The sequence below is a fragment of the Stenotrophomonas sp. AN71 genome, from assembly GCF_050435725.1.
In the GTDB taxonomy this organism is placed as follows: domain Bacteria; phylum Pseudomonadota; class Gammaproteobacteria; order Xanthomonadales; family Xanthomonadaceae; genus Stenotrophomonas.
Genome location: NZ_JBNDKU010000013.1, coordinates 1 through 26,141, shown reverse-complemented (window position 1 = coordinate 26,141; position 26,141 = coordinate 1). Strand labels below are relative to the sequence as shown.

General features: G+C 66.6%; 21 protein-coding genes. 13 read left to right on the top strand and 8 right to left on the bottom strand.

Annotated features, from left to right (window positions below):
* Positions 1 to 89 precede the first annotated feature (89 nt).
* The 4 genes from hrcA to dnaJ all read left to right on the top strand — a co-directional run bounded on the left by hrcA (position 90) and on the right by dnaJ (position 5,154).
* Positions 90 to 1,154, top strand: coding sequence for a heat-inducible transcriptional repressor HrcA (gene hrcA, locus ABH900_RS17480; RefSeq protein WP_429624401.1), 1,065 nt, complete (start codon positions 90 to 92; stop codon positions 1,152 to 1,154).
* Positions 1,155 to 1,217: 63 nt separating this feature from the next.
* Positions 1,218 to 1,733: a nucleotide exchange factor GrpE gene (gene grpE, locus ABH900_RS17475; protein ID WP_429624400.1), complete on the top strand. Its 516-nt coding sequence runs from the start codon at positions 1,218 to 1,220 to the stop codon at positions 1,731 to 1,733.
* A gap of 210 nt (positions 1,734 to 1,943) precedes the next feature.
* The gene (gene dnaK, locus ABH900_RS17470; protein WP_429624399.1) at positions 1,944 to 3,869 is read left to right on the top strand and encodes a molecular chaperone DnaK; all 1,926 of its coding nucleotides are present in this window, start codon (positions 1,944 to 1,946) and stop codon (positions 3,867 to 3,869) included.
* A 154-nt stretch (positions 3,870 to 4,023) separates the two neighbouring features.
* The gene (gene dnaJ, locus ABH900_RS17465) at positions 4,024 to 5,154 is read left to right on the top strand and encodes a molecular chaperone DnaJ (RefSeq protein ID WP_429624398.1); all 1,131 of its coding nucleotides are present in this window, start codon (positions 4,024 to 4,026) and stop codon (positions 5,152 to 5,154) included.
* Positions 5,155 to 5,304: 150 nt separating this feature from the next.
* Here the strand turns inward: dnaJ and ABH900_RS17460 are convergent, their stop codons facing one another.
* Positions 5,305 to 6,102: an AraC family transcriptional regulator gene (locus tag ABH900_RS17460; RefSeq protein WP_429624397.1), complete on the bottom strand. Its 798-nt coding sequence runs from the start codon at positions 6,100 to 6,102 to the stop codon at positions 5,305 to 5,307.
* A gap of 72 nt (positions 6,103 to 6,174) precedes the next feature.
* Between ABH900_RS17460 and ABH900_RS17455 the strand changes: the two genes are divergently transcribed.
* The 3 genes from ABH900_RS17455 to ABH900_RS17445 all read left to right on the top strand — a co-directional run bounded on the left by ABH900_RS17455 (position 6,175) and on the right by ABH900_RS17445 (position 9,999).
* The gene (locus ABH900_RS17455) at positions 6,175 to 7,374 is read left to right on the top strand and encodes an MFS transporter (protein ID WP_429624396.1); all 1,200 of its coding nucleotides are present in this window, start codon (positions 6,175 to 6,177) and stop codon (positions 7,372 to 7,374) included.
* Between the two features lie 595 nt (positions 7,375 to 7,969).
* Positions 7,970 to 8,878, top strand: a complete 909-nt coding sequence (gene pdxY / locus ABH900_RS17450) for a pyridoxal kinase (RefSeq protein ID WP_429624395.1) — start codon at positions 7,970 to 7,972, stop codon at positions 8,876 to 8,878.
* Complete coding sequence (locus tag ABH900_RS17445) at positions 8,875 to 9,999, top strand: prephenate dehydrogenase (protein WP_429624394.1); 1,125 nt, start codon at positions 8,875 to 8,877, stop codon at positions 9,997 to 9,999. The genes pdxY and ABH900_RS17445 overlap by 4 nt, the downstream gene beginning before the upstream one ends.
* Positions 10,000 to 10,230: 231 nt before the next feature.
* On the opposite strand, the gene ABH900_RS17440 is transcribed toward ABH900_RS17445, so the two are convergent.
* The 5 genes from ABH900_RS17440 to ABH900_RS17420 all read right to left on the bottom strand — a co-directional run bounded on the left by ABH900_RS17440 (position 10,231) and on the right by ABH900_RS17420 (position 14,414).
* Positions 10,231 to 10,425 carry a hypothetical protein gene (locus ABH900_RS17440; RefSeq protein ID WP_429624393.1) on the bottom strand — a complete coding sequence of 65 codons (195 nt, stop codon included), beginning with the start codon at positions 10,423 to 10,425 and terminating at the stop codon, positions 10,231 to 10,233.
* A 70-nt stretch (positions 10,426 to 10,495) separates the two neighbouring features.
* Complete coding sequence (locus tag ABH900_RS17435; RefSeq protein ID WP_429624392.1) at positions 10,496 to 12,268, bottom strand: ABC transporter transmembrane domain-containing protein; 1,773 nt, start codon at positions 12,266 to 12,268, stop codon at positions 10,496 to 10,498.
* A complete protein-coding gene (locus ABH900_RS17430; protein ID WP_429624391.1) occupies positions 12,261 to 12,857 on the bottom strand; it encodes an IMPACT family protein in 597 nt (198 codons plus the stop codon). Before ABH900_RS17430 ends, ABH900_RS17435 begins: the two co-directional genes overlap by 8 nt.
* Before the next feature lie 40 nt (positions 12,858 to 12,897).
* Positions 12,898 to 13,899: a hypothetical protein gene (locus tag ABH900_RS17425; RefSeq protein ID WP_429624390.1), complete on the bottom strand. Its 1,002-nt coding sequence runs from the start codon at positions 13,897 to 13,899 to the stop codon at positions 12,898 to 12,900.
* Positions 13,896 to 14,414: an RNA polymerase sigma factor gene (locus ABH900_RS17420; RefSeq protein ID WP_429624502.1), complete on the bottom strand. Its 519-nt coding sequence runs from the start codon at positions 14,412 to 14,414 to the stop codon at positions 13,896 to 13,898. Before ABH900_RS17420 ends, ABH900_RS17425 begins: the two co-directional genes overlap by 4 nt.
* A 247-nt stretch (positions 14,415 to 14,661) precedes the next feature.
* Between ABH900_RS17420 and ABH900_RS17415 the strand changes: the two genes are divergently transcribed.
* Complete coding sequence (locus tag ABH900_RS17415; protein WP_429624389.1) at positions 14,662 to 17,499, top strand: bifunctional diguanylate cyclase/phosphodiesterase; 2,838 nt, start codon at positions 14,662 to 14,664, stop codon at positions 17,497 to 17,499.
* Positions 17,500 to 17,518: 19 nt separating this feature from the next.
* On the opposite strand, the gene ABH900_RS17410 is transcribed toward ABH900_RS17415, so the two are convergent.
* Both ABH900_RS17410 and ABH900_RS17405 read right to left on the bottom strand, forming a co-directional pair.
* Entirely contained in the window at positions 17,519 to 18,112 is a 594-nt protein-coding gene (locus ABH900_RS17410) for a TIGR00730 family Rossman fold protein (protein WP_429624388.1), read from the bottom strand.
* A gap of 101 nt (positions 18,113 to 18,213) precedes the next feature.
* Positions 18,214 to 19,710, bottom strand: a complete 1,497-nt coding sequence (locus ABH900_RS17405) for an aminotransferase class III-fold pyridoxal phosphate-dependent enzyme (protein WP_429624387.1) — start codon at positions 19,708 to 19,710, stop codon at positions 18,214 to 18,216.
* 211 nt (positions 19,711 to 19,921) lie between these two features.
* On the opposite strand from ABH900_RS17405, the gene queA reads away from it, so the two are divergent.
* From queA to secF, 5 genes are all read left to right on the top strand, one after another.
* Complete coding sequence (gene queA / locus ABH900_RS17400) at positions 19,922 to 20,989, top strand: tRNA preQ1(34) S-adenosylmethionine ribosyltransferase-isomerase QueA (protein ID WP_429624386.1); 1,068 nt, start codon at positions 19,922 to 19,924, stop codon at positions 20,987 to 20,989.
* Positions 20,990 to 21,398: 409 nt separating this feature from the next.
* A complete protein-coding gene (gene tgt, locus ABH900_RS17395) occupies positions 21,399 to 22,529 on the top strand; it encodes a tRNA guanosine(34) transglycosylase Tgt (RefSeq protein ID WP_429624385.1) in 1,131 nt (376 codons plus the stop codon).
* A gap of 134 nt (positions 22,530 to 22,663) precedes the next feature.
* A complete protein-coding gene (yajC, locus tag ABH900_RS17390; RefSeq protein ID WP_429624384.1) occupies positions 22,664 to 23,008 on the top strand; it encodes a preprotein translocase subunit YajC in 345 nt (114 codons plus the stop codon).
* Positions 23,009 to 23,069: 61 nt separating this feature from the next.
* Positions 23,070 to 24,926 (top strand): protein translocase subunit SecD, encoded by a 1,857-nt coding sequence (gene secD / locus ABH900_RS17385; RefSeq protein ID WP_429624383.1) that lies wholly within the window; start codon positions 23,070 to 23,072, stop codon positions 24,924 to 24,926.
* A 15-nt stretch (positions 24,927 to 24,941) separates the two neighbouring features.
* A complete protein-coding gene (gene secF, locus ABH900_RS17380) occupies positions 24,942 to 25,922 on the top strand; it encodes a protein translocase subunit SecF (protein ID WP_429624382.1) in 981 nt (326 codons plus the stop codon).
* Positions 25,923 to 26,141: the final 219 nt, after the last annotated feature.

Below are 26,141 nucleotides of genomic sequence, written 5' to 3'. Positions count from 1 at the left end.
AACGCTAGCACGGGGACGAGGGAGGTCCAATGACTTGCCAAGGTGATGCGCCGCCATTATCTAGTGTCCGTGTCTCACAGGTTGATTCCATGCGCGGTTCTCCCGACCAGCTTGCCCCGCGTGCGCGCCATCTGCTGCGCACGTTGATCGCGCGTTACATCCAGGACGGTGAGCCGGTTGGCTCGCAGACGCTGGCGCGGGTGGCCGGCTTGGAGGTCAGCCCGGCCACCATCCGCAACATCCTCGGCGACCTGGAAGACCTGGGGCTGCTGGCCTCACCGCATACGTCGGCCGGACGCGTGCCGACCGCCCACGGCTACCGGGTGTTTGTCGACAGCCTGCTGCAGATGCAGCCGCCCGGCGAAGGCGAGCTGGCCCGGTTGCGCCAGGAGCTGGCCGGGGGCGGCAGTACCCAGGCCCTGCTCGGCAGCGCTTCGGAGCTGCTGTCGGCGATGAGCCACTTCGTCGGCGTGGTCAGCGCGCCGCGGCGCGAGCAGTTCGCCTTCCGCCAGATCGATTTCGTGGCGCTGGACGGGCGCCGCGTGCTGGCAATTCTGGTATTCGCCGACAACGAGGTGCAGAACCGGGTCATCGAGACCCGCCAGGAATTCGCGGCGGGCCAGCTGGAACAGGTGGCCAACTATCTCAACGCCCATTTTGCGGGCCTGCCGATGGCCGAGATCCGCACCCGTCTGCTGCTGGAGCTGCGTGACGCCCGTTCGGAGCTGGAGCAGCTGCTGGCGCACAGCATCGAGCTGGCCGAACAGGCGCTGCAGCCGCCGGCCGACGACATGCTGGTGGCCGGCCAGACCCGGCTGATGGGGGTGCAGGACCTGTCCGACCTGGAGCGCCTGCGCGAACTGTTCGAGCTGTTCTCCAGCAAGCGCGAGATCCTGCAGCTGCTGGAGCGGACCATCCAGGCCCCGGGTGTGCGCATCTTCATCGGTGAGGAGACCGGGATGATGCCGCTGCAGGGCGTCTCGCTGGTCACCGCGCCATACACCGCCAACGGCCAGATACTGGGCGTGCTGGGGGTGATCGGGCCGAAGCGGATGGCCTACGACCGCATGATCCCGCTGGTCCAGGCCACTGCCGATGTGCTGGGCGCGGCCTTTTCACCGGCCGGGCGCACTCCTGGAACTTTCGACGCTTGAAACGCAGCATCCCGCCCACACTAGGGTGGGTGGAGGCGGAGACTGACCGCCAGGGACCCAGACATGAACCACGAATATCCAGATATCGAATCCCAGCAGAGTGCAGCCGATGCGGCTGCCGCCGCTGGCGTCAGCGACGAAGTGGAGCGCCTGCGCGCCGAAGTCGAGCAGATCAAGGCCGATGCGCTGCGTGAGCGCGCCGACCTGGAGAACCAGCGCAAGCGCGTCGCCCGTGACATCGAGCAGGCCCGCAAGTTTGCGAACGAAAAGCTGCTGGGCGAGCTGCTGCCGGTGTTCGACAGCCTGGATGCCGGCCTGAAGGCCGCCGGCGACGACCCGCATCCGCTGCGCGAGGGTCTGGAAATGACCTACAAGCAGCTGCTGAAGGTTGCCGCCGACAATGGCCTGGTCCTGCTGGACCCGACCGGCCAGCCGTTCAATCCGGAACACCATCAGGCCATCAGCCAGGTGGCCGCCCCGGGCGCCGCCCCAGGTACCGTGGTGACCGTGTTCCAGAAGGGCTACCTGCTCAACGAGCGCCTGCTGCGGCCGGCGCTGGTGGTGGTGGCCGCCGACTGACGGGCCGCGCCGGGTTGCGGTCGCCGGGCATGGCCCGGCGCTGCCTGCCCCGGATCGGTAGCGCCAGGCCATGCCTGGCAAGGTTTTCCAGGCGCTGAACACAGCGTTCGGGAGATGGCTTGAATGTTCCACGAGCCTCCCCCACATCGTATTCATCCACCGGCCGAGTGGCCGGACTGACAAAAACAACATCCTTCAAGGAGTCCCCCCATGGGCAAGATCATTGGTATCGACCTCGGCACCACCAACTCGTGCGTGGCGATCATGGACGGCGGCAAGGCCCGCGTCATCGAGAATTCGGAAGGCGATCGCACCACCCCGTCGATCGTCGCCTACACCAAGGACGGCGAAGTCCTGGTCGGTGCCTCGGCCAAGCGCCAGGCCGTGACCAACCCGAAGAACACCTTCTACGCGGTGAAGCGCCTGATCGGCCGCAAGTTCACCGACGCCGAAGTGCAGAAGGACATCGCGCACGTCCCGTACAGCATCCTGGCCCATGACAATGGCGATGCCTGGGTGGCCACCAGCGATGCCAGGAAGATGGCGCCGCAGGAAATCTCGGCCAAGGTGCTGGAGAAGATGAAGAAGACCGCCGAGGACTTCCTCGGTGAGAAGGTCACCGAAGCGGTCATCACCGTGCCGGCCTACTTCAACGACAGCCAGCGCCAGGCCACCAAGGACGCCGGCCGCATCGCCGGCCTGGACGTCAAGCGCATCATCAACGAACCGACCGCGGCCGCGCTGGCCTATGGCCTGGACAAGGGCGACAACAAGGATCGCAAGATCGTGGTGTACGACCTGGGCGGCGGCACCTTCGACGTCTCGGTGATCGAGATCGCCAACGTCGATGGTGAGAAGCAGTTCGAAGTGCTGGCCACCAACGGCGACACCTTCCTGGGCGGCGAAGACTTCGACAACCGCGTCATCGAGTACCTGGTTGAAGAGTTCAACAAGGACCAGGGCATCGACCTGCGCAAGGATCCGCTGGCTCTGCAGCGCCTGAAGGACGCTGCCGAGCGCGCCAAGATCGAACTGTCCAGCGCCCAGCAGACCGAGGTGAACCTGCCTTACGTCACCGCTGACGCGTCGGGTCCGAAGCACCTGAACATCAAGCTGACCCGCGCCAAGCTGGAGTCGCTGGTGGAAGAGCTGATCAAGAAGTCGATCGAGCCGTGCCGCGTCGCCCTGAACGATGCCGGCCTGCGTTCGAGCGACATCAGTGAAGTGATCCTGGTCGGTGGTCAGACCCGCATGCCGAAGGTGCAGCAGGCGGTGACCGAATTCTTCGGCAAGGAACCGCGCAAGGACGTCAACCCGGACGAGGCCGTGGCACTGGGCGCGGCGATCCAGGGCGGCGTGCTCGGTGGCGACGTCAAGGACGTGCTGCTGCTGGACGTGACCCCGCTGTCGCTGGGCATCGAGACCATGGGCGGCGTGTTCACCAAGATCATCGAGAAGAACACCACCATCCCGACCAAGGCCTCGCAGGTGTTCTCCACCGCCGAGGACAACCAGTCGGCCGTGACCGTGCACGTGCTGCAGGGTGAGCGCGAACAGGCCCGCTTCAACAAGTCGCTGGCCAAGTTCGACCTGTCCGGCATCGAGCCGGCCCCGCGTGGCCTGCCGCAGGTGGAGGTGTCCTTCGACATCGACGCCAACGGCATCCTGCACGTGTCGGCCAAGGACAAGAAGACCAACAAGGAACAGAAGGTCGAGATCAAGGCCGGTTCGGGCCTGTCCGAGGAAGAGATCGCGCGCATGGTCGCCGACGCGGAAGCCAACCGCGAAGAAGACAAGAAGTTCCAGGAGCTGGTGCAGGCCCGCAACCAGGCCGATGCCCTGATCCACGGCACCCGCAGTGCCATCACCGAGCACGGCAGCAAGGTTGGCGGCGATGTCATCGGCAAGGTCGAAGCGGCGCTGGCCGACCTGGAAACCGCGATGAAGGGTGACGACAAGGCACAGATCGAAGCCAAGTCGAAGGTGCTGGAAGAAGCCGGCCAGTCGCTGTTCGCCGCGGCTTCGTCCGACCAGGGCGGTGCCGCCCCGGGTGCCGATGCCGGCAATGCGGGCAAGGCACAGGATGACGTGGTGGACGCCGAGTTCACCGAAGTCAAGGACGACAAGAAGTCCTGATCCGGACCGACGCGGGACGCTGCCTGGCAGCGTCCCGTTGTCGTACCAGGGTCCTGACCGCCCTCTGGCGTGTCGGGGCGCCCGACGCAAGAGCGGACCTGGTTCCGCTCTTCCGCTTTGACGAATCCCGACTTTCCGGAATGCGATCCACGATATGAGCAAGCGCGATTACTACGAAGTGCTGGGCGTTGCCCGCACCGCCACCGACGAAGAACTGAAGAAGTCCTATCGCCGTTGCGCGATGAAGTTCCACCCGGACCGCAATCCGGGTGATGCGGCGGCCGAAGCCTCCTTCAAGGAGTGCAAGGAAGCCTACGAAGTACTGTCCGACGGCAACAAGCGCCGCATGTACGACAGCCACGGCCATGCCGCGTTCGAGCACGGCATGGGCGGTGGTGGTGGCGGTCCGGGCGGCCCGGACATGAACGATATCTTCGGCGATATCTTCGGCAACATCTTTGGTGGCGGTGCCGGTGGTCCGCGCCAGGCCCGTCGCGGTGCCGACATCGGTTACGTGATGGAGCTGGACCTGGAAGAAGCGGTGCGTGGCATCGAGCGCCGCATCGAGATTCCGACCCTGGCCGAGTGCGGCGACTGCGATGGCAGTGGTTCTGAAGACGGCAAGGTCGAGACCTGCAATGTGTGCCATGGCCGCGGCCAGGTGCGCATCCAGCGCGGCATTTTTGCCATGCAGCAGGCCTGCCATAACTGCGGCGGCCGCGGCCAGATCATCGCCAAGCCGTGCAAGACCTGCCACGGCAATGGCCGTGTCGAGGAAGACAAGGTGTTGTCGGTGAAGGTGCCGGCGGGCGTCGATACCGGCGACCGCATCCGCCTGGCTGGCGAAGGTGAGGCTGGTCCGGCCGGTACGCCGCCGGGCGATCTGTATGTGGAAGTGCGCGTGCGCGAGCACCACATCTTCCAGCGTGATGGGGATGACCTGCACTGCGAAGTGCCGATCCGCATCTCGCAGGCCGCACTGGGTGACACCGTGCGCGTGGCGACCCTGGGTGGCGAGGCGGAGATCCGCATCCCGGCCGAGACCCAGACCGGCAAGCTGTTCCGCCTGCGCGGCAAGGGCGTGCGTTCGGTACGCAGCCGCAGCGAAGGCGACCTGTACTGCCGCGTGGTGGTGGAGACGCCGGTCAACCTCACCAATGAGCAGCGCAAGCTGCTGGAACAGTTCGAAACCACCTTCGTGGGTGAAGAGGCGCGCAAGCATTCGCCGAAGTCGGCCACCTTCATCGATGGCGTGAAGGGCTTCTGGGACCGCATGACGTCCTGAGTTCTCGACGCAAGCGTTGAACGGAAGCGCCGGGCCATGCCCGGCGTTTCCGTTTGCGATGCCCGACCGATTCCGCCGGGCGCGGCCCCGCGCTACCCGAATTGGCGCGCACTGGTAGATTCACGCCATGCGTGGATGCCGTTCAACGCCTTACCGGAAAAACGCCGCTGGCGTTTGCCCCAGCTGGCGCCTGAACATGCTGGTGAACGCACTCGGGCTGTCATAGCCCATCGCCAGCGCGACATCGATGACCTTGTCGCCCACCGCCAGCCGTTCCATCGCAGCCAACAGCCGTGCCTGCTGGCGCCACTGGCCGAAGGTCATGCCCAGTTCGCGGGCGAAATGGCGCTGGATGGTCTTCACGTCCACCTCCAGCGCCTGCGCCCAGTCCTGCAGCGTGGCGTCATCGCCGGGGTGCTTCTGGATGTGCTGGCAGATCCGCTGCAGGCGAAGATCGGTCGCGGCGGGCAGGTGCAGCGGCAGCACATCCATGCGATGCAGTTCGTCCAGCAGCAGGCGTACCACGCGTCCATCGCGGCTGTCTTCGATGTGCTCGCCCTTGACCAGGGTGGCCGCCTGCAGCAGTTCGCGCAGCAGCGGCGCCACCTGCACCGCGAACGGTTCGGCGGGTAACTGTGGGGCGAACGAAGGCTCGATGTACAGGCTGCGCATGTGCACAGCGGCGATGCAGTCCACTGCGTGCACCATGCCCGCCGGCATCCAGATCGCACGGGTCGAGGGCACCACCCAGCGCCCCACTTCCGATCGCACCACCATCAGCCCCGAGATGGCGTAGACCAGCTGGTGGCGCTGGTGTTTGTGGCCGGCGATACAGGTGCCGGCCGGGTACTGGGTGACCCGGTAGGTGACCGGACGATGCTGCGGCACCTCCCGCCATGGCGCGGCCGGGTCGACGTCACTGGCAATGTCCTTTTTGCGATAGGCCATGACCCGAACGCGGCAGAAGGGAGGGGAGGGCAACCGTAGCATGCGTGGCTCGCCCCCAACCTGACTGCGTCCATGTCCGCTTTGGCTTCCCCCGCAACGACCTCCCGCCCGGTGGCCCCCGGCGTGCTGGCCGCCATTTCCACCTCGCATGTCGTCAACGACATGATGCAGTCGCTGATCCTGGCCATTTACCCGGTGATCAAGGGTGGCTTCAACCTCAGCTTCACCCAGATCGGCCTGATCACGCTGACCTACCAGCTCACCGCTTCGATCTTCCAGCCGCTGATCGGCATGGCCACCGACCGCCGCCCGGCGCCCTACTCGCTGCCGATCGGCATGGCCTCCACCCTGTGCGGCATGCTGCTGCTCGGCTTCGCACCCAGCTACGCGATGGTGTTGATGGCTGCGGCGATGGTCGGTATCGGTTCGGCGATCTTCCATCCGGAAGCCTCACGCATCGCGCGGCTGGCCTCGGGCGGCCGGCATGGCTTCGCGCAGTCGGTGTTCCAGGTCGGCGGCAATTTCGGTACCGCGCTGGGCCCGTTGATTGCTGCTGCGGTGATCGTGCCGTATGGCCAGCATGCCGCATCGTGGTTTGCCGGTGCCGCGCTGATCGGCATTGCGCTGCTGACCTATGTCGGGCGCTGGTATGCGTTGCATCTGGGCACGCCACGCCCGGCCAGCACGGCAGCAATGGCGCCGCGCCATCCGCCGCGTACCGTGGCCAAGGTGCTGGCGATCCTGCTGGTGCTGATCTTCAGCAAGTACTTCTACATGGCCAGCATCGGCAGCTACTTCACCTTCTACCTGATCCACCACTTCGGCATTCCGGTGGCGCAGGCGCAGCTGCACCTGTTCGCGTTCCTGGTGGCGTCCGCTGCCGGTGGTTTTCTGGGCGGTCCGCTGGGAGACCGGATTGGCCGCAAGCCGATCATCTGGACCTCGATTCTCGGTGTGGCCCCGTTCGCGCTGATGTTGCCGCATGCCGACCTGCTGTGGACCACGGTGTTGGCGGTGCTGATCGGTTTCGTGCTGTCCTCGGCGTTCTCGGCGATCGTGGTCTATGCACAGGAGATGATGCCGCACCGCATCGGCATGGTGTCCGGGTTGTTCTTCGGCTTTGCGTTTGGCATGGGGGGACTGGGTGCGGCCGTGCTCGGTCTGCTGGCGGACAAGACCAGCATCGAGTACGTCTACCACCTGACCGCGTTCCTGCCGTTGCTGGGCATCGTGGCGGCGTGGCTGCCACCGTCGCGGCCCGCTGCTCACTGAGGGAGGCTGGGTTTGCAGGGATTGCAGCCCTGCACCTGCTGCAAGCCAGAGCCGAAGCAACAGCGGAAGCTGGCTATCCGTGGGTTGGCGAGGTGGGTCCGGTTGCGGGGGACGCTGCAAGTACGTCCATGTAAGCTCGGTCGCCGCATCCATGCGGCTCACGCCCCCGCAACCGGACCCACCCCGCCTTCGACAGTTTTCCGCTAGCTGTCGGAACGGCGTATTGCCCTGGTGGGTGTCGACCTTGGTCGACACGGTAGATCCACGCCATGCGTGGATGATTCATTCGATATCTGAAAGAAAAATCGTGTCGACCAAGGTCGACACCTACCAGCAGCCGCGCGGAACAACAGCCGCAGTTACCAACAGCCGAGTGAACCTGTCGAAGGTGGGGCGGTGTTGGAGTGCGGGGTGTCAGCCGCATGGATGCGGCTGCCAAGCCCCCATGGACGGGTTCACGGCGTCCCCGCACTCCGACACCGCCCCGCCATCCAACGGATAGCTCGCTTTGGCTTTTGCCGTTGCCGTTGCTTGAAGCTTCGGCAGGTGCAGGGCGCAGCCCTGCCGAACCCTCTACCGGGCGTAGAATGCGGCTATGAGCGAATCCCTTGATAACCTCCTGGTCCACGGCCGCCGCCAGCGGCCGGATGGCCCGTCGCCGATCGATGTCATCTCGGTCCAGTCGCAACTTGTCTACGGCCATGCCGGCAACAGCGCCGCCGTGCCGCCGATGCGCGCGCTGGGCGTGCGCGTAGCGGAAATCCCGACGGTGCTGCTGAGCAATGCGCCGTTCTACGACACGACCCGCGGCCGCGTGCTGCCCGCCGACTGGTTTGCCGACCTGCTGCTCGGCACCCACGAACGTGGTCTGCCGCAGCGGGCGAAGATGCTGGTCTCCGGCTACTTCGGCAGCACTGCCAACGGTGCTGCGTTCGCCGACTGGCTGGATCAGATCCTGCCGGCCTGCCCGCAGCTGCGCTACTGCCTGGACCCGGTGATCGGCGATACCCATACCGGCCCCTACGTGGAGCCCGGCCTGGAAGCGATCTTCGCCGAGCGCCTGTTGCCGCATGCCTGGCTGGTCACGCCAAACGCCTTCGAACTGAACCGCCTCACCGGCATGCCAGCGTTGGCCGAGGCCGATGCCATCGCCGCCGCACGTACGTTGCTCGACCGTGGCCCGCAGTGGGTGATCGCACACAGCGTCGGCGGCAACCCGGGCGAGCTGGTGACGCTGGCCGTCGGCCGCGAAGAGACCTGGCGCTGGACATCGCCGCTGCTGCCGGTGGACGTGGCCGGCACCGGCGATGTGTTGATGTCACTGGTGGTCTCGTTCCTGCTGCGCGGGGAATCGATGCAGCAGGCGATCTCGCGCGCCATCGCTGGTACCCATGCGGCTTTGGAAGCGACCCTGGACAGCGGCTTCGAGGAATTCGACGTGATCGCCGCGGCGCCTGCTGCGTTGGCCGATGGCGCGCGTTTCCGCGCCGAACGTGTGGCATGAGTGATCTGCAGCAGCGCGCGCCGCGCACCGTCGGCATCGTTGGCAGCGCGGGTGCCTACGGGCGCTGGCTGAGTCGATTCTTCCAGCAGCACATGCAACTGCAGGTGATCGGTCACGACCCCGCCGATCCCGAGTCGCATACCCCGGAGCAATTGCTGGCCCAGGCGGATGTACTGGTGTTCTCGGCACCGATCCGGCACACGCCCGCGTTGATCGCCACGTATGTGCAGCAGTCGGCCGGCCGCGAGCAGGGCCGGCTGTGGCTGGACGTGACCTCGGTGAAGGAAGCGCCGGTGCAGGCGATGCTGGCCTCGCAGGCCGAAGTGGTCGGCCTGCACCCGATGACGGCACCGCCCAAGGCCCCGACCCTGAAAGGGCGGGTGATGGTGGTCTGCGAGGCACGGTTGCAGCACTGGCAGCCGTGGGTCGACATGCTGTGCGAGACGCTGCAGGCCGAATGCGTGCGCGCCACCCCGCAGCACCACGACCAGATGATGGCGCTGGTGCAGGCGATGGTGCATGCCAGCCACCTGGCCCAGGCCGGCGTGCTGCGGCAGTACCAGGCGCAGCTGGGGGATCTGGCCGCCATGATGCCGTACCGGTCGGCCGCGTTCGAGCTGGATACCGCCATCATCTCGCGCATCCTGTCGTTGAACCCGGCGATCTACGAGGACATCCAGTTCGGCAACCCCTACGTGGCGCCGATGCTGGAGCGGCTGGTCGGCCAGCTGCAGGCGCTGCAGGCCCAGGTCGGGCAAGGAGGCGACGCTGCACGCGGGGCATTCCGTGAGCAGCTGCTTTCGGCCAACCGCAGCGCCTTTGGCGAGCGGGCGTTGGCCGATGGCAACTACACCTTTGAACGTGTCGGTTACCTGCTGGCCGACCTGACCGAGCGCAACGCGCTGTCGGTGCACCTGCCGGAGGACCGGCCGGGCTCGCTGCGGGAGTTGCTGAATGTGTTCGAGCAGCGCCGCATCAGCCTGGCGTCCATCCATTCCTCGCGGACGCCGGCTGGCGAAGTGCATTTCCGCATTGGATTCGTCGCGGGCAGCGACCCGGCGGCGATCACACTGGCCGCCGCCGAGGTGGACGCTACCGGCATCGGGCGCGTGCTCGGCTGACCGGATTCATCCACAGGCGGTGTGGATGGATTCCGAGCAAACATGTGGATAACCACGCGAAGCCCTTGGCAGGCAATGCTGTCAAGATGGTTGATCAAAAATTGACCACGCCTTTTTGTAGGGCCGAGCCATGCTCGACTGCCTTTGGCCAAAAGCGTGTCGACCAAGGTCGACACCTACCAGAGCGGGGCGATGCGAAATCCGGTAGCGCCAGGCCAAGCCCGGCGAACCTCAGATCGTCAACCGCAGTTCGCCACCGCTGGTGGTGAACTCGCGACCATTGCGAACCAGTACGCGGCCGTCGTCGAGCTCGTAACGTGGCGTCGCCTCGGAGTGGTGCCCGCTGCCATTCGCCTCGGGCTTGAACTCGATGATGATGTGGCTTTCACCACCGCTGTCGACTGCAGGGAACTGACGGAACGACATCGTGCACCTCCTTCAGCGGATGCTGCTGATGCGCGGCCAGCTTGGCCCGGCTGATGTTAGCCAGCCGTCATCAATCGATGAACTGCAGTCGTGCCAGTTCAGCGTACAGACCGCCTTCGGCCAGCAACTGGGCATGCGTGCCCTCGGCCACGATGCGGCCCTGATCCATCACCACGATGCGATCGGCCTTGAGTACGGTGGCCAGACGATGGGCGATGACCAGCGTGGTGCGGCCGGCCATCAGGCGCTCCAACGCCTGCTGCACGCCATGTTCGCTCTGCGCATCCAGCGCGCTGGTGGCTTCGTCCAGCAGCAGGATCGGTGCGTCCTTCAACAATGCACGGGCAATCGCCACGCGTTGCTGCTGGCCACCGGACAGGCGCGCGCCACGCTCGCCCAGTTCGCTGTCGTACCCCTGTGGCAGGGCACGCAGGAAACCGTCGGCCTCGGCTGCGCGCGCGGCATCTTCGACCTCGGCATCGCTGGCCTGCAGGCGACCGTAGCGGATGTTGTCGCGTGCGCTGGCCGCAAACAATGTTGGCTGCTGCGGCACCAGCGCCAACTGCGCGCGCAGTTCGGCCGGGTCGACCTGGCGCACATCGACGCCATCCACGCAGATGCGGCCGTCGGCCGGATCGTGGAAGCGCAGCAGCATCGAAAGCACCGTGCTCTTGCCTGCGCCGGAGGGACCGACCAGCGCCACGGTCTCACCCGGGCGCACGTGCAGGTTGAAATGGTCCAGCGCGGCCTGGTCCGGCCGCTGCGGATAATGGAATACCACGTCGTCGAACTGGATCTCGCCACGCAGTGGCTGCGGCAATGCATGCGGCTGTGCCGGCGCACGGATCTCGATGTCTTCCTGCAGCAGTTCGCCGATGCGGCCCATGCCGCCAGCAGCGCGTTGCAGTTCGTTCCAGACTTCGGCCAGGGCACCGACCGAGCCACCACCGATCAGGGCATACAGCACGAACTGGCCCAGGGTGCCGGCACTGAGGCGGCCGTCGATGACATCATGTGCGCCGAGCCACAACACGCCGACGATGGCGCCGAATACCAGCAGGATGGCGCTGGCAGTGACCAGCGATTGCGCACCGATGCGGCGGCGCGCGGCACCGATGGCTTCGCCCAGCGCGGTGTCGAAGCGGCCGCGCTCATACGGTTCACGTGCGTGCGCCTGCACCGTGCGTACCGCGCCCAGGGTCTCGCTGGCCAGGCTGTTGGCGTCGGCGATGCGGTCCTGGCTGCTGCGCGCGACCGTGCGCAGTTTGCGCGCGCCGATGATGATCGGCAGCACTGCCAGCGGAATGCCCAGCAGCGACCACGCCGCCAGGCGCGGGCTGGTGACGAACAGCATGCCCAGGCTGCCGACCACGGTGACACTGCTGCGCAGGGCGACCGACATCGTCGAGCCGACCACGCTGCGCAGCAGTTCGCTGTCGGCGGTCAGCCGCGAAACCAGTTCACCGCTGCGGCTGCGGTCGTGGAAGCCGGCGCCGAGCTGGATCAGGTGTGCGTACAGTCGGCTGCGCAGGTCGGCGACGACCTTTTCGCCCAGCAGCGATACGAAGTAGAAGCGTGCCGCAGTGGCCAGCGCCAGCACTACCGCCACCAGCATCAGCAGGGCAAAGGCGCGGTTGATCTGGCCGCCACTGCTGAAACCATGGTCGATCATCTGCTTGACCGCTGGCGGCAGGCTCAGCGTGGCCGCCGAGGACACGGCAAGGGCCAGCAGCCACGCGCTGAACAGGCCGCTGTGCCGGCGCACGAAGGGCCACAGCGTGCGCAGGCTGCCAAGGCGGCGCAGCGGCGGGGTCGAAGCGGGGGCGTCGTCCTTGTCAGTCATCCTGGTCGTCGTCTTGTATGCGGATACGGTCACGGGTGGCGTCGCGCAGGCGGATTTTCAATGCATCGACCTGATCGGCAGGCAATTCGACCCGCAGGCACACGCCATTGGCATCGAACTGTTCATCGCGCTTTTCCGCGGCGAAGGCCGGCAGGGTGGCGTGCAGGACGCCCAGATCCTCGAAGCCGGCAAGCAGCCGCAGCCGGGCCATCGCGATCAGCGGCAACCGCGGCGCGGTCCGCAGGCATTCGGCAGCCGCACCACCATAGGCCCGCACCAGGCCTCCGGCGCCCAGCTTGATGCCGCCGAACCAACGCGTCACCACCACCACCACCCGGTCGAAGCCCTGGCCGTCGATCGCGGCCAGGATCGGCCGCCCGGCGGTGCCCGCAGGCTCGCCATCATCGCTGGAACGGTAGTCCTGGCCGTGCCGGTAGGCCCAGCAGTTGTGCGTGGCATCGGCCACCGCCACCTGCTGCAGGAATGCCATTGCCGCTACGGCACCGTCGATCGGCGCGGCATGCGCGATGAATCGGCTGTGCTTGACGTCCAGCGTGTGGCTGACCGGTAGGGCGAGGGTATCGGGCATCCCCATCATTCTACGGGGTTGCCGCGGGTTGCCGTCCGCCTCAGTCGTCCAGCAGCGGACGCAGGTCGCGCGGCAGGCGTGCTTCCGGATACTGCTGCACATAGCGTTCCAGGCTGGCACGGGCGAGATCGCGCTGGCCATTGTCGCAGCGCTCGCGGATCTTCTGCAGCCACTGCCGGCGTGGAAGCCGGGCGTCGGCCTCCACTTCGGCCTGCACCGCATCTGCGCTCAGCCCCGCGTCGTTGCCGCGGCGCATGACGCCCGGCGCGGAACGGCTGGGAGCTTCGCGCTTCATCGAAGTGATTTCTACCCGATCCAGTACCTGTGCCCGTTCGGCTTCGGCGTCGTTGGCGATCGGTGCCGCAGCGGTGCGTGCTTTCAGCGCCCCTGCCGGCGCCGGTGCAAATGCCGGTTCAGGTGCCGAGTAGGCGACCGGTGCAGGTGGAGCAGGGGGGGCCGCCGCTGGAGCGGGAGCCGGCGGCTGCGCGGCAAAGGATGTGTCGGCGACCGCTTCTGCGGTCCTCGTTCGTGCTGCCTGTACCGGAATGTCGGTGATTTCTGCCGGCGCAGGCTTGGACGCGCGCGCCTGCGCCGAAGCCGTGGCGGCGGCTGGCGCAGCAGCAGGCGTGGCCTGCGGCGCTGCCGGGGCGGGTGCTGGGGCTGTAATTGCGGCGGCGCTGTCTGCAGCACTGCTCTCATCCGTCTGCGCGGTGGGCGCGACATCGGCAGCTGCCGGAGCCGCTGCCACCTGCGCCTCGCCCGCCGGGACCGGCGGTGGTTCCGGGCGCAACTGCCAGGCGATGCCGATGGCAAACACCATCGATGCGGCGATGCCGAACACGGCCGGCCAGCGCGGACGTGGACGCGGTGAGCGCGGTGCGTTGGCGGCGCTGGCCGCGACGGCGTCGGGCGCGTCCACGGCGGCACGGGCCGCGGCCAGGATGGCCGCGTCCAGCGCCGGTGGCGGCGCCTGTTCCGCGCGACGGCCGAGCAGGCGCGCCAGCTCGCGTTCTTCCGGCGTCAGAGGTTCGTCTCGGTTCATGCGTTCAATCCCGCACGCAGCTTGTCCATCGCATAGCGCAGCCGCGATTTCACGGTTTCCCGGCCTACGCCGGTGATCTGGCCGATCTCCTCCAGGCTCAGTTCCTGATCCAGCCGCAGTTGCAGCACTTCGCGCTGCTCGGGCGGCAGTTGTTCCATCGCCAGCTGGATGCGGCGACGTTGTTCGAATTCGGAAAGCTCCGCTTCCGGGGTCTGCCCATCCTCGATCGCGGCCAGCCGCAGGTCCGCATCGGCCGGAGCGGCAGGGCGGTGGCGAGCGGCGCGCCAATGGTCGTTCAGCCGGTTGTGGGCGATGCGGAACAACCAGGTGCTGAATGCCGCTTCAGGCTGCCAGCCGGCGCGGGCGGTGATCACCCGCTGCCAGACGTCCTGGAAGATCTCCTCGGCCAGCGCGTTGTCGCGCAGTTGCCGCAGCAGGAAGCCGAACAGGCGCTTGCGATGGCGCGCATACAGGCTTTCGAACGCGCGCAGGTCACCGCCGGCCCAGGCCAGCATCAAGGCTTCATCAGTTGGCAGTGCGCTGGCTTCCACGGTGTACAGGGTAAGGCCTGCAGACGGTGGCGCATAGCCGGTGACACGGGCGGACGGGGCGAGATTCATGGTGTGGAAGGGGCTACGGACAGCAGGAAAAACGTACGGGCGCACGATTCGGGGTTTACGGGCTTCCATTGCCCCCCGGGTGGCGCGCTATGCTCGGCGGCTCAGGGGAGGCGACGCACAGACGGCGCCAAGAGATTGTCATTTGTCCACGCATGTTGAACCGGCGGAAGAGCCACCACACGAGGCCGTGCTGAGCACGGCGCTGGTGCGCGCATTGCATGCGCTGCTGCCGGATCTGGCCGTGGTCCGCGTCGGCTGGGACGACCCGCAGCTGGGCCATGGGCAGGACAGCTGGCCGGCAACCGCTGGGGGCACGTCCATTCCTCCCGGCACGGGCGAGGGTTGCCACGGGTGGGAGCACGACGGCGCGCGCCTGCGGCTGTCGGTGGAAGGCGCGGCACCGTCGGCGGCGTGGTGGGGGCTGGCCCGGCAGGCGATGGAGTTGGCCCTGCAGCGTGGCCGGCAGGCTGGGCAGATCAAGGCGCTGGAAGAGGCCGAACGACTGCAGCAGGCATTGTTCCAGATCGCCGACCTGGCCGGTGCCGACCTGGAAATGTCCGAAATGCTGCGCCATGTGCACGGTGTGCTGGGCACGCTGATGTACGCGGAGAACTGCTACATCGTCGAATACGACGATGTGCGCGACCAGATCCGTTTCCTGTACTTCGCCGACCAGGTCGACGACTTCGTCGCCGATCCGTCGCTGAGCCATGACGCCAGCGAAATGCCGCGCAGCCTGACCGTCGCGCTGCTACGCCACGGCAAGCCGCTCAGCGGCCCTTCGCGTGAGCTGCTGGCGCGGGTGGTCGATCAGGAACATGACCCGCAGCGCGGCCCGGAAAGCCTGGACTGGCTGGGGGTACCGATGTTGCGCGATGGCCGCGTATGTGGCGCCATCGTGGTGCAGAGCTATGAACGGGCCGCCCGCTATGGCGAGGCCGAGCGCGCCCTGCTGGGTTTTGTTGCCCAGCACGTGCAGACCGCCATGGACCGCCGCCAGGCACAGGTGCGGCTGGAGCAGCAGGTGGAGCGGCGCACGCTGGAACTGCAGCGTGCCAATCACAGCCTGCAGGATGAAGTTGCCGAACGCCGGCGTGCCGAGCAACTGCAGACCGCGCTGTACAACATCGCCGAGATGGCGATGTCGGCCGACAGCCTGGCCCAGTTCTACGGGCAGGTGCACGGCGTGGTCGGACGCCTGCTCGACGCGCGCAATTTCTACATCGCGCTGGTGAACGCCTCCGGCAATGGGCTGGACTTTGTTTACTCGGTGGATGAGCACAATGCCAGTCGCGCGCCGCGGCCGTTCAGCCGAGGCCTGACCGAGTACGTGGTGCGCAACCGGCGGCCCTTGCTGGCGTCGCGTGGGCAGATCGACGCGCTGCTGGCCAGTGGCGAGGTGCGTGAATCCGGTGCGCGCTCGCATTGCTGGCTGGGCGTGCCGCTGCTGCGTGACGACGAAGTGGTCGGCGCGATCGTGGTGCAGAGCTACAGCGAGAACAGCACGTTCAGCGTGCACGACCAGCGCTTGCTGACTTTCGTTGCGCAGAACATCGGCACCGGCCTGGCCCGCCAGCGTGACCAGCAACGGCTGCGTTCGGCGCACGCAGAACTGGAAAAGCGGGTGGAGGAACGCACCTGCGAGCTGGCCGAGGTCAATGAGAAGCTGCTCGGCCAGATCGGCGAGCGCCTGCGTGCCGAACAACGCTTGACCCACCAGGCCATGCACGATGCGCTGACTGGCCTGCCCAACCGGCTGCACCTGCTGGATCGCCTGCAGGACGCGCTGGCGCTGGCCAAGCGCGAGGGCGGCCCGGTGTTTGCCGTGCTGTTCCTCGATCTGGACCGTTTCAAGCTGGTCAATGACAGCATCGGCCACGCCGCCGGCGATCGCATGCTGGTGGAGGTGGCCAAGCGCATCGTATCGATGGCAGGTACCGGCGACCTGGTGGCGCGGCTGGGCGGCGATGAATTCGCGGTGCTGCTGCAATGCCCGCAGGGCCTGGCACAGGCCTTGGATTTCGGCCAGCGGTTGCTGCTGGCACTGCAGGAATCGATGTGGATCGCCGGGCGCGAGCTGTTTCCGTCCGGCAGCCTCGGCATCGCGCTGTGGAACCCGCGCTACCGCACCGGCGAGGAGCTGCTGCGCGACGCCGACGCCGCGATGTACCGGGCCAAGGCGCAGGGCCATGACCGTTGTGCGATCTTCGACGAGGACATGCGCGAGCAGGCCATGCGCAGCCTCGACCTGGAGGCCGACCTGCGCCGTGCGATCAACAACCGTGATTTCATTCCGTTCTATCAGCCGATCGTGCGCCTGTCCGATGGCGAGGTGGTGGGCCACGAGGCGCTGCTGCGCTGGCAGCACGAGCGCCGTGGCCTGTTGTTGCCAGGCGCGTTTCTGGAGCTGGGTGAGGAAAGCGGCCTGATCGAGCAGGTCGACTGGCTGATCTACGAACAGGTCATTGCGGGGCTGGCCGAAGGCGGGCAGGGCTATGTATCGGTGAATGTCTCGCCGCGCCATTTCCGTTCGGCCGGATTCAGCGATCGCCTGTTCGGCCTGCTGGACGCCTGTGGCGCCGATCCGTGCCGGCTGCGGCTGGAGATCACCGAGGTGGCGCTGCTGGACGATGGTCCGCATACGTTGCGCATCCTGCAGGGCCTGCGCGAGCGCGGCATCCAGGTGCAGCTGGACGATTTCGGTACCGGCTTCTCGGCGCTGTCCTACCTGCACCGCTTCCCGATCAGCACGTTGAAGATCGACCAGAGCTTCATCGCCGGCCTGCATGGGCCGGAAGTGCAGAGCACGCGCGCGCTGGTCGAGGGCGTGCTGTCGCTGGCGCGCACGCTGGGTATCGAGACCATCGGCGAGGGTATCGAAACCGAGGCGCAGCGGATGACCCTGCGCGAACTCGGCTGCGACTACGGCCAGGGCTACCTGTTGGGGCGGCCCGCGCCGTGGGTGGGCGCGGCGGCCTGAGCCGCCGCACGCAGAGGGCTCAACGCAGGGCCGTGCGGCGCTTCTCGTCGATCCACTTCGACGCCTGGGCCGGCTGGTAGTTCTTCATCCAGGTCAGCATCTCTTCGATGTCCGAGCCGTACCACAGGTCCTGGCGCTGGTCCGGGTGCAGGAAGCGCTCTTCCACCATGCGATCGATCATGCCGATCAATGGTGCATAGAAGCCTTCCACATCGAGGAAGGCGCAGGGCTTGTTGCCGATGCCCAGCTGGCGCCAGGTCAGCATCTCGAAAATCTCTTCCATGGTGCCGAAGCCGCCGGGCAGGGTGACGAACCCATCGGCCAGATCGAACATGCGCGACTTGCGCTCGTGCATCGAGCCGACGATCTCCAGCTCGGTCAGGCCGCGGTGGGCCACTTCCCAATCGGCCAGCTGGCGCGGGATCACCCCGGTGACCTGGCCGCCTGCGGCGAGCGCGGCATTGGCGACGGTGCCCATCAGTCCCACGTTGCCACCGCCGTACACCAGGCGCAGGCCGTCACGGGCGATGCGGTCGCCCAGGGCGATGGCGCGTTCGGTGTAGGCAGGTTTGCTGCCAGCGTTGGAGCCACAGTAGACGCAGATGGACTTCATGGGGGTTCCTGTCTCTTGATGCGGAAACGAAAACGCCCCGCCGGCAACCGGGTCAGCGGTCGCGGGCGGGGTGTCGGTGAAGTATGACGCGTTGGTGGGGGTTACGCGGCGGCGGCCTGCTCGCGGCGCGGGCCCTCACGCAGGGCGCGGCCGACCATGCCCACCAGCAGGTCCAGCTCGTCGCTGTCCATGCCGAAGTGCGGAGTGAAGCGCAGCGAGTTCTCGCCGCCATGGATCACGTTGATGCCGTGCTGGCGCAGCCATTCCTCGGTGGAACCGGCGCCGTAGCACTTGAACTGCGGGGCCAGCTCGCACGAGAACAGCAGGCCGGTGCCCTGCACCTTGGTGATCAGGCCGCCCAGTTCGCCCTTGAGCTGTTCCAGCTTGCGCACCGCTTCGGCACCGCGTTCGGTGATGTTGGCGCGCACCTGCGGGGTCAGCTTGGCCAGGGTGGCGCAGGCCACGTCCAGTGCACGCGGGTTGCTGGTCATGGTGTTGCCATAGATGCCCTTGCGGTACAGCTGCGCGGCATGGTCGGTCACGGCCAGCACCGACAGCGGGAACTGCGCCGCGTTGAGCGCCTTGGAGTAGGTCTCCATGTCCGGCGGGTCCAGGCCTTCGAAGCCCGGGTAGTCGACCACCGACAGCACGCCATGCGCGCGCAGCCCGGCCTGGATCGAGTCGAGCAGCAGCAGGCTGCCGTGCGCACGGGTCAGTTCGCGGGCCAGTGCATAGAACGCCGGCGGCACCGAGCGGCCCGGGTCGCCTTCACCCATCACCGGTTCCAGGAATACCGCCTCGATGAACCACTGGTTGCGTGCGGCGTCCTCGAAGACCTTGCGCAGGCCGGCCTCGTCGTAGGGAGCAACGGTGATCACCGACTCCTCACCACGGTAGCTGGCCAGGTGCTGCAGGTAGGTCTTGCGGCTGGAATCGGAATACAACGCCGGTCGGTCGGTACGGCCGTGGAAGCTGCCCTTGACCACCACGCGCTTGATCGCGGCACCCGCATGGCGGGCGCCCGGGTCGGTCTGCAGCTTGGCATTGACGTCGGCGATGCGCGCAGCCAGGCCGACCGCTTCGGAGCCGGAATTCAGGCACATGAAGCGGGTGAACGGGCAGCCGCCACGGCGGTGGCCGATCTCCGCGCGCAGCGCACTGATGAAGCGCTGCTGGGACAGGCTGGGCGTCATGATGTTGGCCATCACCTGCGGCCGCGACATCGCCTCCATGACCGCATCGGGGGTGTGGCCGAAGCCGAGCATGCCGTAGCCGCCGGCGTCGTACAGCACCGCGCCCTTCAGGGTGACCACCCACGGGCCACGCGCGGCCAGTGCCACATACGGGGTCACCGCATCATCGGCATAGAAATTGACGAAGCCATCCTGCATCGCATCGATCTGCGCCTGCTCGTCCTGCGCCAGCAGCGGCCCCAGATCGGCCTGCACGCGCGCGAATTCCTCGGCGGCAGCGTCCACCGCGGCGATCAGCTGCGGGTGCTTGGCGGACAGGGCGGCCAGAGTGGTGTCGTCCAGGCCGGTGGTCAGGCGGGTGCCGGGCTGGTTGCGCAGGGGGGCGAGGCGTTCGATGAAGCTCATTGCAGATCTCCTGAAACGATGGGTCGCACGGGCCTTCAAAAGCAAAACGCGCGTCATCACGCGCGCTTGGGGGCAGGCTCGTGCAGCGGACTTCCGACTCGATGCTAGCACTTGTTTTTTTGCGCGATAACCCCGCAAAAGCCTGCTGCATAGCAGCATTTTGCGCGACGTTCGAAGCGAAGTGCGCCGGCTCGCAGACGCTGGCCGTACAATGCGCGCCAATGTCGACCTGTTGCCGCCCACTGCCTTGAAGAAGTCCGATTTCCATTACGACCTGCCGGCTGAACTGATCGCGCAGGCCCCCCTGGCCGAGCGTTCCGCGAGCCGCCTGATGCTGGTGCCGCAGGCGCCGGCGGCGTTCACCGACCTGCAGGTGCGCGACCTGCCGTCCCTGCTGCAGCCGGGCGACCTGCTGGTGTTCAACGATACCCGGGTGATCCCGGCGCGACTGTTCGGGCAGAAGGCCAGCGGTGGCCGCGTGGAGATCCTGATCGAGCGCCTGCTCGGTGGCCAGCAGGCGCGTGCGCAGGTCGGCGCCAGCAAGTCGCCCAAGGCCGGCAGCCGCATCGCGCTCGATGCCGGTGGCGAAGCTGAAGTGCTGGGCCGCGATGGCGAGTTCTATGTGCTGCAGTTCCATGTGCCCGAATCGCTGGAGCAGTGGCTCCTGCACGCCGGTCGCCTGCCGCTGCCGCCGTACATCCAGCGCGAGCCGGGCGTGGACGACCGCGAGCGCTACCAGACCGTGTTCGCGCGCGAAGTGGGCGCAGTGGCAGCCCCCACCGCCGGCCTGCATTTCGACGAATCGCTGCTGGCCGCGCTGAAGGACAAGGGCGTGGAGTTCGGCCACGTCACTCTGCACGTGGGCGCGGGCACCTTCCAGCCGGTGCGAGCCGATGACCTGAAGGACCACGTGATGCACCGCGAGTGGCTGAACGTCGGTGCCGAGCTGGTGCAGCAGGTGCGGCGCACGCGTGCCGCCGGCGGCCGCGTGATCGGCGTCGGTACCACCGTGGTGCGCGCGCTGGAAAGCGCGATGCGCGATGGCGAGCTGCTGCCGTTCGCCGGCGAGACACAGATCTTCATCACCCCCGGCTACCGGATCCGCAGCGTCGACGCCATGGTGACCAACTTCCACCTGCCGGAAAGCACGCTGCTGATGATGATCTCTGCGTTCGCCGGCAAGGATCGCGTGTTCGAGGCCTATCGGCACGCGATTCAGCAGCGCTACCGTTTCTTCAGCTACGGCGACGCGATGCTGCTGTTCCCGCAAGCGGGGTAGGGTTGGTGGGTGCGCACCGTTGGTGCGCACTTGCAGGTGCCTGGAGGCCAGGTAAAGCCACGCATGGCGTGGCTCTACTGGCTCCAGCGCTGTAGTAGATCCACGCCATGCGTGGATGAATCTTTCCGCGAGCGCGTTCCGGGGAGAGGACTGCTCAGCTCAAGTCCACGTTGCATTCGTTGAGCGGCACGGACTGGCCGTCCGAGACCATCAAATGGCGACCTTGAATACGGGCCAAGCGAAGCCCCAGCGTTTATGCCGTCCATCTTGGAGTGGCAGCACGCTATGGCCAGGGCCAGATGCGACATGCAGGCGTGTTGCCCTCGCCACCCGGGCTGTTCAGGCCTGAATGGCCGGTGGGCCGGGTTTTGGGAGACAATGGGCGACTATTTGCCTGAACGACCGCTCCATGTCCCGATTGCAGTTCCAGCTCAAGACCCGTGACGGCCGTGCCCGTCGTGGCCGCCTGACCTTCCCGCGTGGCACGGTGGAAACGCCGGCCTTCATGCCGGTGGGAACCTATGGCTCGGTCAAGGGCATCCTGCCGGACCAGGTGCGTGCGCTGGGCGCCGAGATCATTCTCGGCAACACCTTCCATCTGTACCTGCGCCCGGGCCTGGACATCATCGCCGACCACGGTGGCCTGCACGGCTTCTGCCGCTGGGACGGCCCGATCCTGACCGACTCCGGCGGTTTCCAGGTGTTTTCGCTGGCGCACCGCCGCAAGATCACCGAGCAGGGCGTGACCTTCGCCTCGCCGACCGACGGTGCCCGGGTGTTCCTCGGCCCCGAGGAGAGCATGGAGATCCAGAAGGTGCTCGATTCGGACGTGGTGATGATCTTCGACGAGTGCACCCCGTACCCGGCCACCGAGGATGTCGCCCGCCGTTCGATGGAGCTGAGCCTGCGCTGGGCCCAGCGCAGCCGCAACGCGCATGACGAGCTGGGCAACGACGCGGCCCTGTTCGGCATCGTCCAGGGCGGCGTGCACACCGACCTGCGCAGCCGCTCGGCCGAGGCCCTGCAGGCGATCGGCTTCGACGGCTATGCCATCGGCGGCCTGGCCGTGGGCGAGCCGGAAGACGAACGCAACGCCATGCTCGACCATCTGGACCCCGAACTGCCTGCCGACCGGCCGCGCTACCTGATGGGCGTGGGCCGGCCGGAGGACCTGGTCGAGGGCGTTGCCCGCGGCGTGGACATGTTCGACTGCGTGATGCCGACCCGGAATGCGCGTAACGGCCACTATTTCACCTCGTTCGGTACCGTCCGCATCCGCAATTCGCAGTACGCGCGGGACATGGATCCGATCGAGCCGGGCTGTGGCTGCGTGGCCTGTGCCGGCGGCTATACCCGCTCGTACCTGCGCCATCTGGACCGCTGCAACGAGATGCTGGCGCCGATGCTGGGCACCCAGCACAACCTCTTCTATTACGAAAAACTGATGGCCGACATCCGTGCGGCGATCGAAGCGGGAACCTTCCTGGCCTTCCGTGAGTCCTTCTACGCGGCACGCGGGGCGGTCGCGCCGCCCCTGTAACCCGAACGCCCCCTGCCAAACGGCCCAAGGACGAACGCCCGGGGCCGTGGCATACTTCAAGGCTGACCCAGATCCGCGGTCGACACGCCGTGCCCGTGAAAGGGCCGGAGCGCCGCCCAACCAAAGGACCAATGATGAACCTGCTTGCCTTCCTGATTCCCGCCGCCCACGCCCAGGCCGCCGGCGGCCAACCGCAGGGCATGGGCCTGACCACGCTGCTGTTCCCGGTCATCCTGATCGCCATCATGTACTTCCTGATGATCCGCCCGCAGATGAAGCGGCAGAAGGAGCACAAGTCCATGCTGGAGAAGATCAAGCGTGGCGACGAAGTGCTGACCAACGGCGGCATCGCCGGCAAGGTCACCGACATCGGCGACAACTTCGTCACCATCGAAGTGGCCGACAACGTGCGCATCCGCGTGCAGAAGGGCGCTGTTGGCAGCGTGCTGCCGACCGGCACCCTGGATTCGGCCAAGTAAGCCACTCCCTTTCCGATGCACAACCGCGGCGCCGGGGATGGCGCCGCGCGGGACCCAAGCAATGCTCGAATTTCCACGCTGGAAGTACGTCGTCATCCTGATCGTACTGGCGCTCAGCGCGCTGTACGCGCTGCCCAACATCTACCAGAAGGACCCGGCCATCCAGATCACCGCCAACCGTGGCGGACAGATCGACGATGCGCTGCGCGACCGTGTGCTGGCCGACCTGAAGCAGGCCGGTGTTGCCACCGTCGGTGCCGAGAAGGAAGGGGACAGCCTGATCGTCCGCCTGCCGGACCTGAAGGCGCAGTCCGCTGCCAGCGACGCCCTGCGTGACACCGTCGGCGAGAAGTACACCGTGGCCCTGAACCTGGCCTCGACCGTGCCGGATTGGCTGTCCAGGCTTGGCGGCCGCCCGATGGTGCTGGGTCTGGACCTGCAGGGTGGTGTGCACTTCGTGCTGCAGGTCGACCAGAAGGCCGCCCTGGACAAGCGTCTGGATGCCTACACCGAAGATGTGCGCAGCACGCTGCGTGACGCGCGCATCGCCTACCAGTCGGTGGAACGCCGCGCTGACAACAGCATCGTGGCCAATCTGAGCCCGTCCGCCGGCGATGACGCCGCGCAGCGTGCCCGTACCGCCCTGGTCAAGGCGCAGCCGACCCTCGGCTACGACGTCAGCGGCAACCGCATCACGGTGACTGTGCCGGATACGGAGATCGCCCAGATCTCCAATGGCGCCATCGAGCAGAACATCAACACCCTGCGCAACCGCGTGAACCAGCTCGGCGTGGCCGAGCCGATCATCCAGCGCCAGGGCGCCGACCGCGTGGTCGTGCAGCTGCCGGGCGTGCAGGACACTGCCGAAGCCAAGCGCATGATCGGCGCCACCGCCACCCTGGAGTACCGCGCGGTGGTTGAAGGCAACGCGCAGGACGCCATCAATTCCGGCCGCATTCCGCCGGAAGCGAAGGTCTACCAGCGTCGTGAAGGCGGCGGTCCGATCCTGCTGAACAAGCGTGTGATCGTCACCGGTGACCAGATGGTGGGCGCACAGGCGGTGACCGACTCCAACAGCGGCTCCCCGGCGGTCAGCGTGACGCTGAACAACGTCGGCGGCCAGCGCATGTTCGATTTCACCAGCGCCAACGTGAACAAGCCGATGGCGGTGGTGTACACCGAGCGCGTGCCGACCGTGACCATGGTGGACGGGCAGGAAGTGCGTGGCTTCAAGGTCAATGAGGAAGTGATCTCGGTGGCCAACATCAACGGCGTGTTCGGCAAGAACTTCCAGACCACCGGCCTGCAGAAGAAGGAAGCCGAGGATCTGGCCAAGCTGCTGAAGTCCGGCTCGCTGGCCGCGCCGATGGACTTCGTCGAAGAACGCGTGGTCGGCCCGAGCCTGGGCGCAGAGAACGTCAAGAACGGTATGCGTGCGGTCGTGTTCGCATTCCTGTTCACCCTGGTGTTCTTCAGCGTCTACTACCGCATGTTCGGTGTGATCACCTCGGCGGCGATGCTGTTCAACCTGCTGATCGTGGTGGCGGTGATGTCGCTGTTCGGCGCGACCATGACCCTGCCGGGCTTCGCCGGCCTGGCGTTGTCGGTCGGTCTGTCGGTGGACGCCAACGTGCTGATCAACGAGCGTATCCGTGAAGAGCTGCGTGCCGGCGTGCCCGGCAAGACCGCGATCGTGACCGGTTACGAGCGTGCTTCGGGCACCATTCTCGACGCCAACCTGACCGGCCTGATCGTCGGCGTGGCGCTGTTCGCATTCGGTACCGGTCCGCTGAAGGGCTTCGCGCTGACCATGATCATCGGTATTTTCGCCTCCATGTTTACTGCGATCACCGTGTCGCGTGCACTGGCGACGCTGATCTACGGCCGTCGCAAGAAGCTCCAGAACGTGGCCATCTGACGGGACGACACGCACATGAAACTGTTTCCGCTGCACATCCTCCCGAACGACACCAAGATCGACTTCATGCGGTGGCGTCATGTCGCCATGGTGGTCACGATCGTGGTGTTCCTGGCCTCGATTGCCATCATCGGCTTCAAGGGCTTCAACTACGCACTGGACTTCACCGGCGGTACCCTGATCGAAGCCCGCTTCGACAAGGCGGTGGACGTCGAGCAGGTCCGCACCAAGCTCGAGCAGAATGGCTTCGAAGGCGCCCAGGTGCAGAGCGTCGGTGGCAACACCGACCTGCTGATCCGCCTGGCCCCGCATGGCGAGCATGCCCCGGGCACCGGCGATGCCGCGCACGAGGACAAGGCAACCGCGGCTGCCGTGGTCAAGGCGCTTTCCACGGCTGACAACCAGGCCACCGTACTGCGCAACGAGTTCGTCGGCCCGCAGATCGGCAAGGATCTGGCGATGAACGGCCTGTACGCCACCATCTTCATGCTGGCCGGCTTCCTGATCTACATCGCGGTGCGCTTCGAATGGAAGTTCGCGGTCACCGCCAGCATCGTGGCGATGTTCGACCTGATCGTGACGGTGGCTTACGTGTCCCTGCTGGGCCGTGAGTTCGACCTGACCGTGCTGGCCGGCCTGCTGTCGGTGATGGGTTTTGCGATCAACGACATCATCGTGGTGTTCGACCGTGTCCGCGAGAACTTCCGCAGCCTGCGCGTGGACTCGATGGAAGTGCTGAACCGTTCGATCAACCAGACGCTGTCGCGTACGGTGATCACGGCGGTGATGTTCTTCCTGTCGGCGCTGGCCCTGTACATGTACGGCGGCAGCTCGATGGAAGGCCTGGCCGAAACGCACATGATCGGTGCGGTGATCGTGGTGCTGTCCTCGATCCTGGTGGCGGTGCCGATGCTGACGATCGGCTTCCTGCGCGTGAGCAAGCAGGATCTGCTGCCGAAGGCGAAGGACGTCGAGGCCCTGGCCCGTCGCCCGTAAGCGCCTGCTGCACGCAGCACACAGGGAACCCCGCGCAAGCGGGGTTTTTTGTTGGCCGGGTTGCACCCGGCGCCCGCCGAAGCCAGAGCAACGTCAACGTCAAAAGCGGGTATCCGTGATTGGGCGGGGCGGTGTGGGTGGGCAGGACACGCCGTAAACCCATCCATGGGGGCTCGATGGCGCCATCCATGGCGCCAACGGTCCTGCCCACCCACACCG

Excerpts from the sequence above, each read along its gene's own strand:
- ABH900_RS17430 (WP_429624391.1), bottom strand. The coding sequence starts at position 12,857 with ATGCCCGATACCCTCGCCCTACCGGTCAGCCACACGCTGGACGTCAAG.
- pdxY (WP_429624395.1), top strand. The coding sequence starts at position 7,970 with ATGAGCGAATCCCTTGATAACCTCCTGGTCCACGGCCGCCGCCAGCGG.
- ABH900_RS17405 (WP_429624387.1), bottom strand. The coding sequence starts at position 19,710 with ATGAGCTTCATCGAACGCCTCGCCCCCCTGCGCAACCAGCCCGGCACC.
- yajC (WP_429624384.1), top strand. The coding sequence starts at position 22,664 with ATGAACCTGCTTGCCTTCCTGATTCCCGCCGCCCACGCCCAGGCCGCC.
- hrcA (WP_429624401.1), top strand. The coding sequence starts at position 90 with ATGCGCGGTTCTCCCGACCAGCTTGCCCCGCGTGCGCGCCATCTGCTG.
- ABH900_RS17435 (WP_429624392.1), bottom strand. The coding sequence starts at position 12,268 with ATGACTGACAAGGACGACGCCCCCGCTTCGACCCCGCCGCTGCGCCGC.
- tgt (WP_429624385.1), top strand. The coding sequence starts at position 21,399 with ATGTCCCGATTGCAGTTCCAGCTCAAGACCCGTGACGGCCGTGCCCGT.
- dnaJ (WP_429624398.1), top strand. The coding sequence starts at position 4,024 with ATGAGCAAGCGCGATTACTACGAAGTGCTGGGCGTTGCCCGCACCGCC.
- ABH900_RS17420 (WP_429624502.1), bottom strand. The coding sequence starts at position 14,414 with ATGCTGGCCTGGGCCGGCGGTGACCTGCGCGCGTTCGAAAGCCTGTAT.
- dnaK (WP_429624399.1), top strand. The coding sequence starts at position 1,944 with ATGGGCAAGATCATTGGTATCGACCTCGGCACCACCAACTCGTGCGTG.
- ABH900_RS17455 (WP_429624396.1), top strand. The coding sequence starts at position 6,175 with ATGTCCGCTTTGGCTTCCCCCGCAACGACCTCCCGCCCGGTGGCCCCC.
- ABH900_RS17460 (WP_429624397.1), bottom strand. The coding sequence starts at position 6,102 with ATGGCCTATCGCAAAAAGGACATTGCCAGTGACGTCGACCCGGCCGCG.
- queA (WP_429624386.1), top strand. The coding sequence starts at position 19,922 with ATGCGCGCCAATGTCGACCTGTTGCCGCCCACTGCCTTGAAGAAGTCC.
- ABH900_RS17425 (WP_429624390.1), bottom strand. The coding sequence starts at position 13,899 with ATGAACCGAGACGAACCTCTGACGCCGGAAGAACGCGAGCTGGCGCGC.
- grpE (WP_429624400.1), top strand. The coding sequence starts at position 1,218 with ATGAACCACGAATATCCAGATATCGAATCCCAGCAGAGTGCAGCCGAT.
- ABH900_RS17410 (WP_429624388.1), bottom strand. The coding sequence starts at position 18,112 with ATGAAGTCCATCTGCGTCTACTGTGGCTCCAACGCTGGCAGCAAACCT.
- ABH900_RS17445 (WP_429624394.1), top strand. The coding sequence starts at position 8,875 with ATGAGTGATCTGCAGCAGCGCGCGCCGCGCACCGTCGGCATCGTTGGC.
- ABH900_RS17440 (WP_429624393.1), bottom strand. The coding sequence starts at position 10,425 with ATGTCGTTCCGTCAGTTCCCTGCAGTCGACAGCGGTGGTGAAAGCCAC.
- secF (WP_429624382.1), top strand. The coding sequence starts at position 24,942 with ATGAAACTGTTTCCGCTGCACATCCTCCCGAACGACACCAAGATCGAC.
- secD (WP_429624383.1), top strand. The coding sequence starts at position 23,070 with ATGCTCGAATTTCCACGCTGGAAGTACGTCGTCATCCTGATCGTACTG.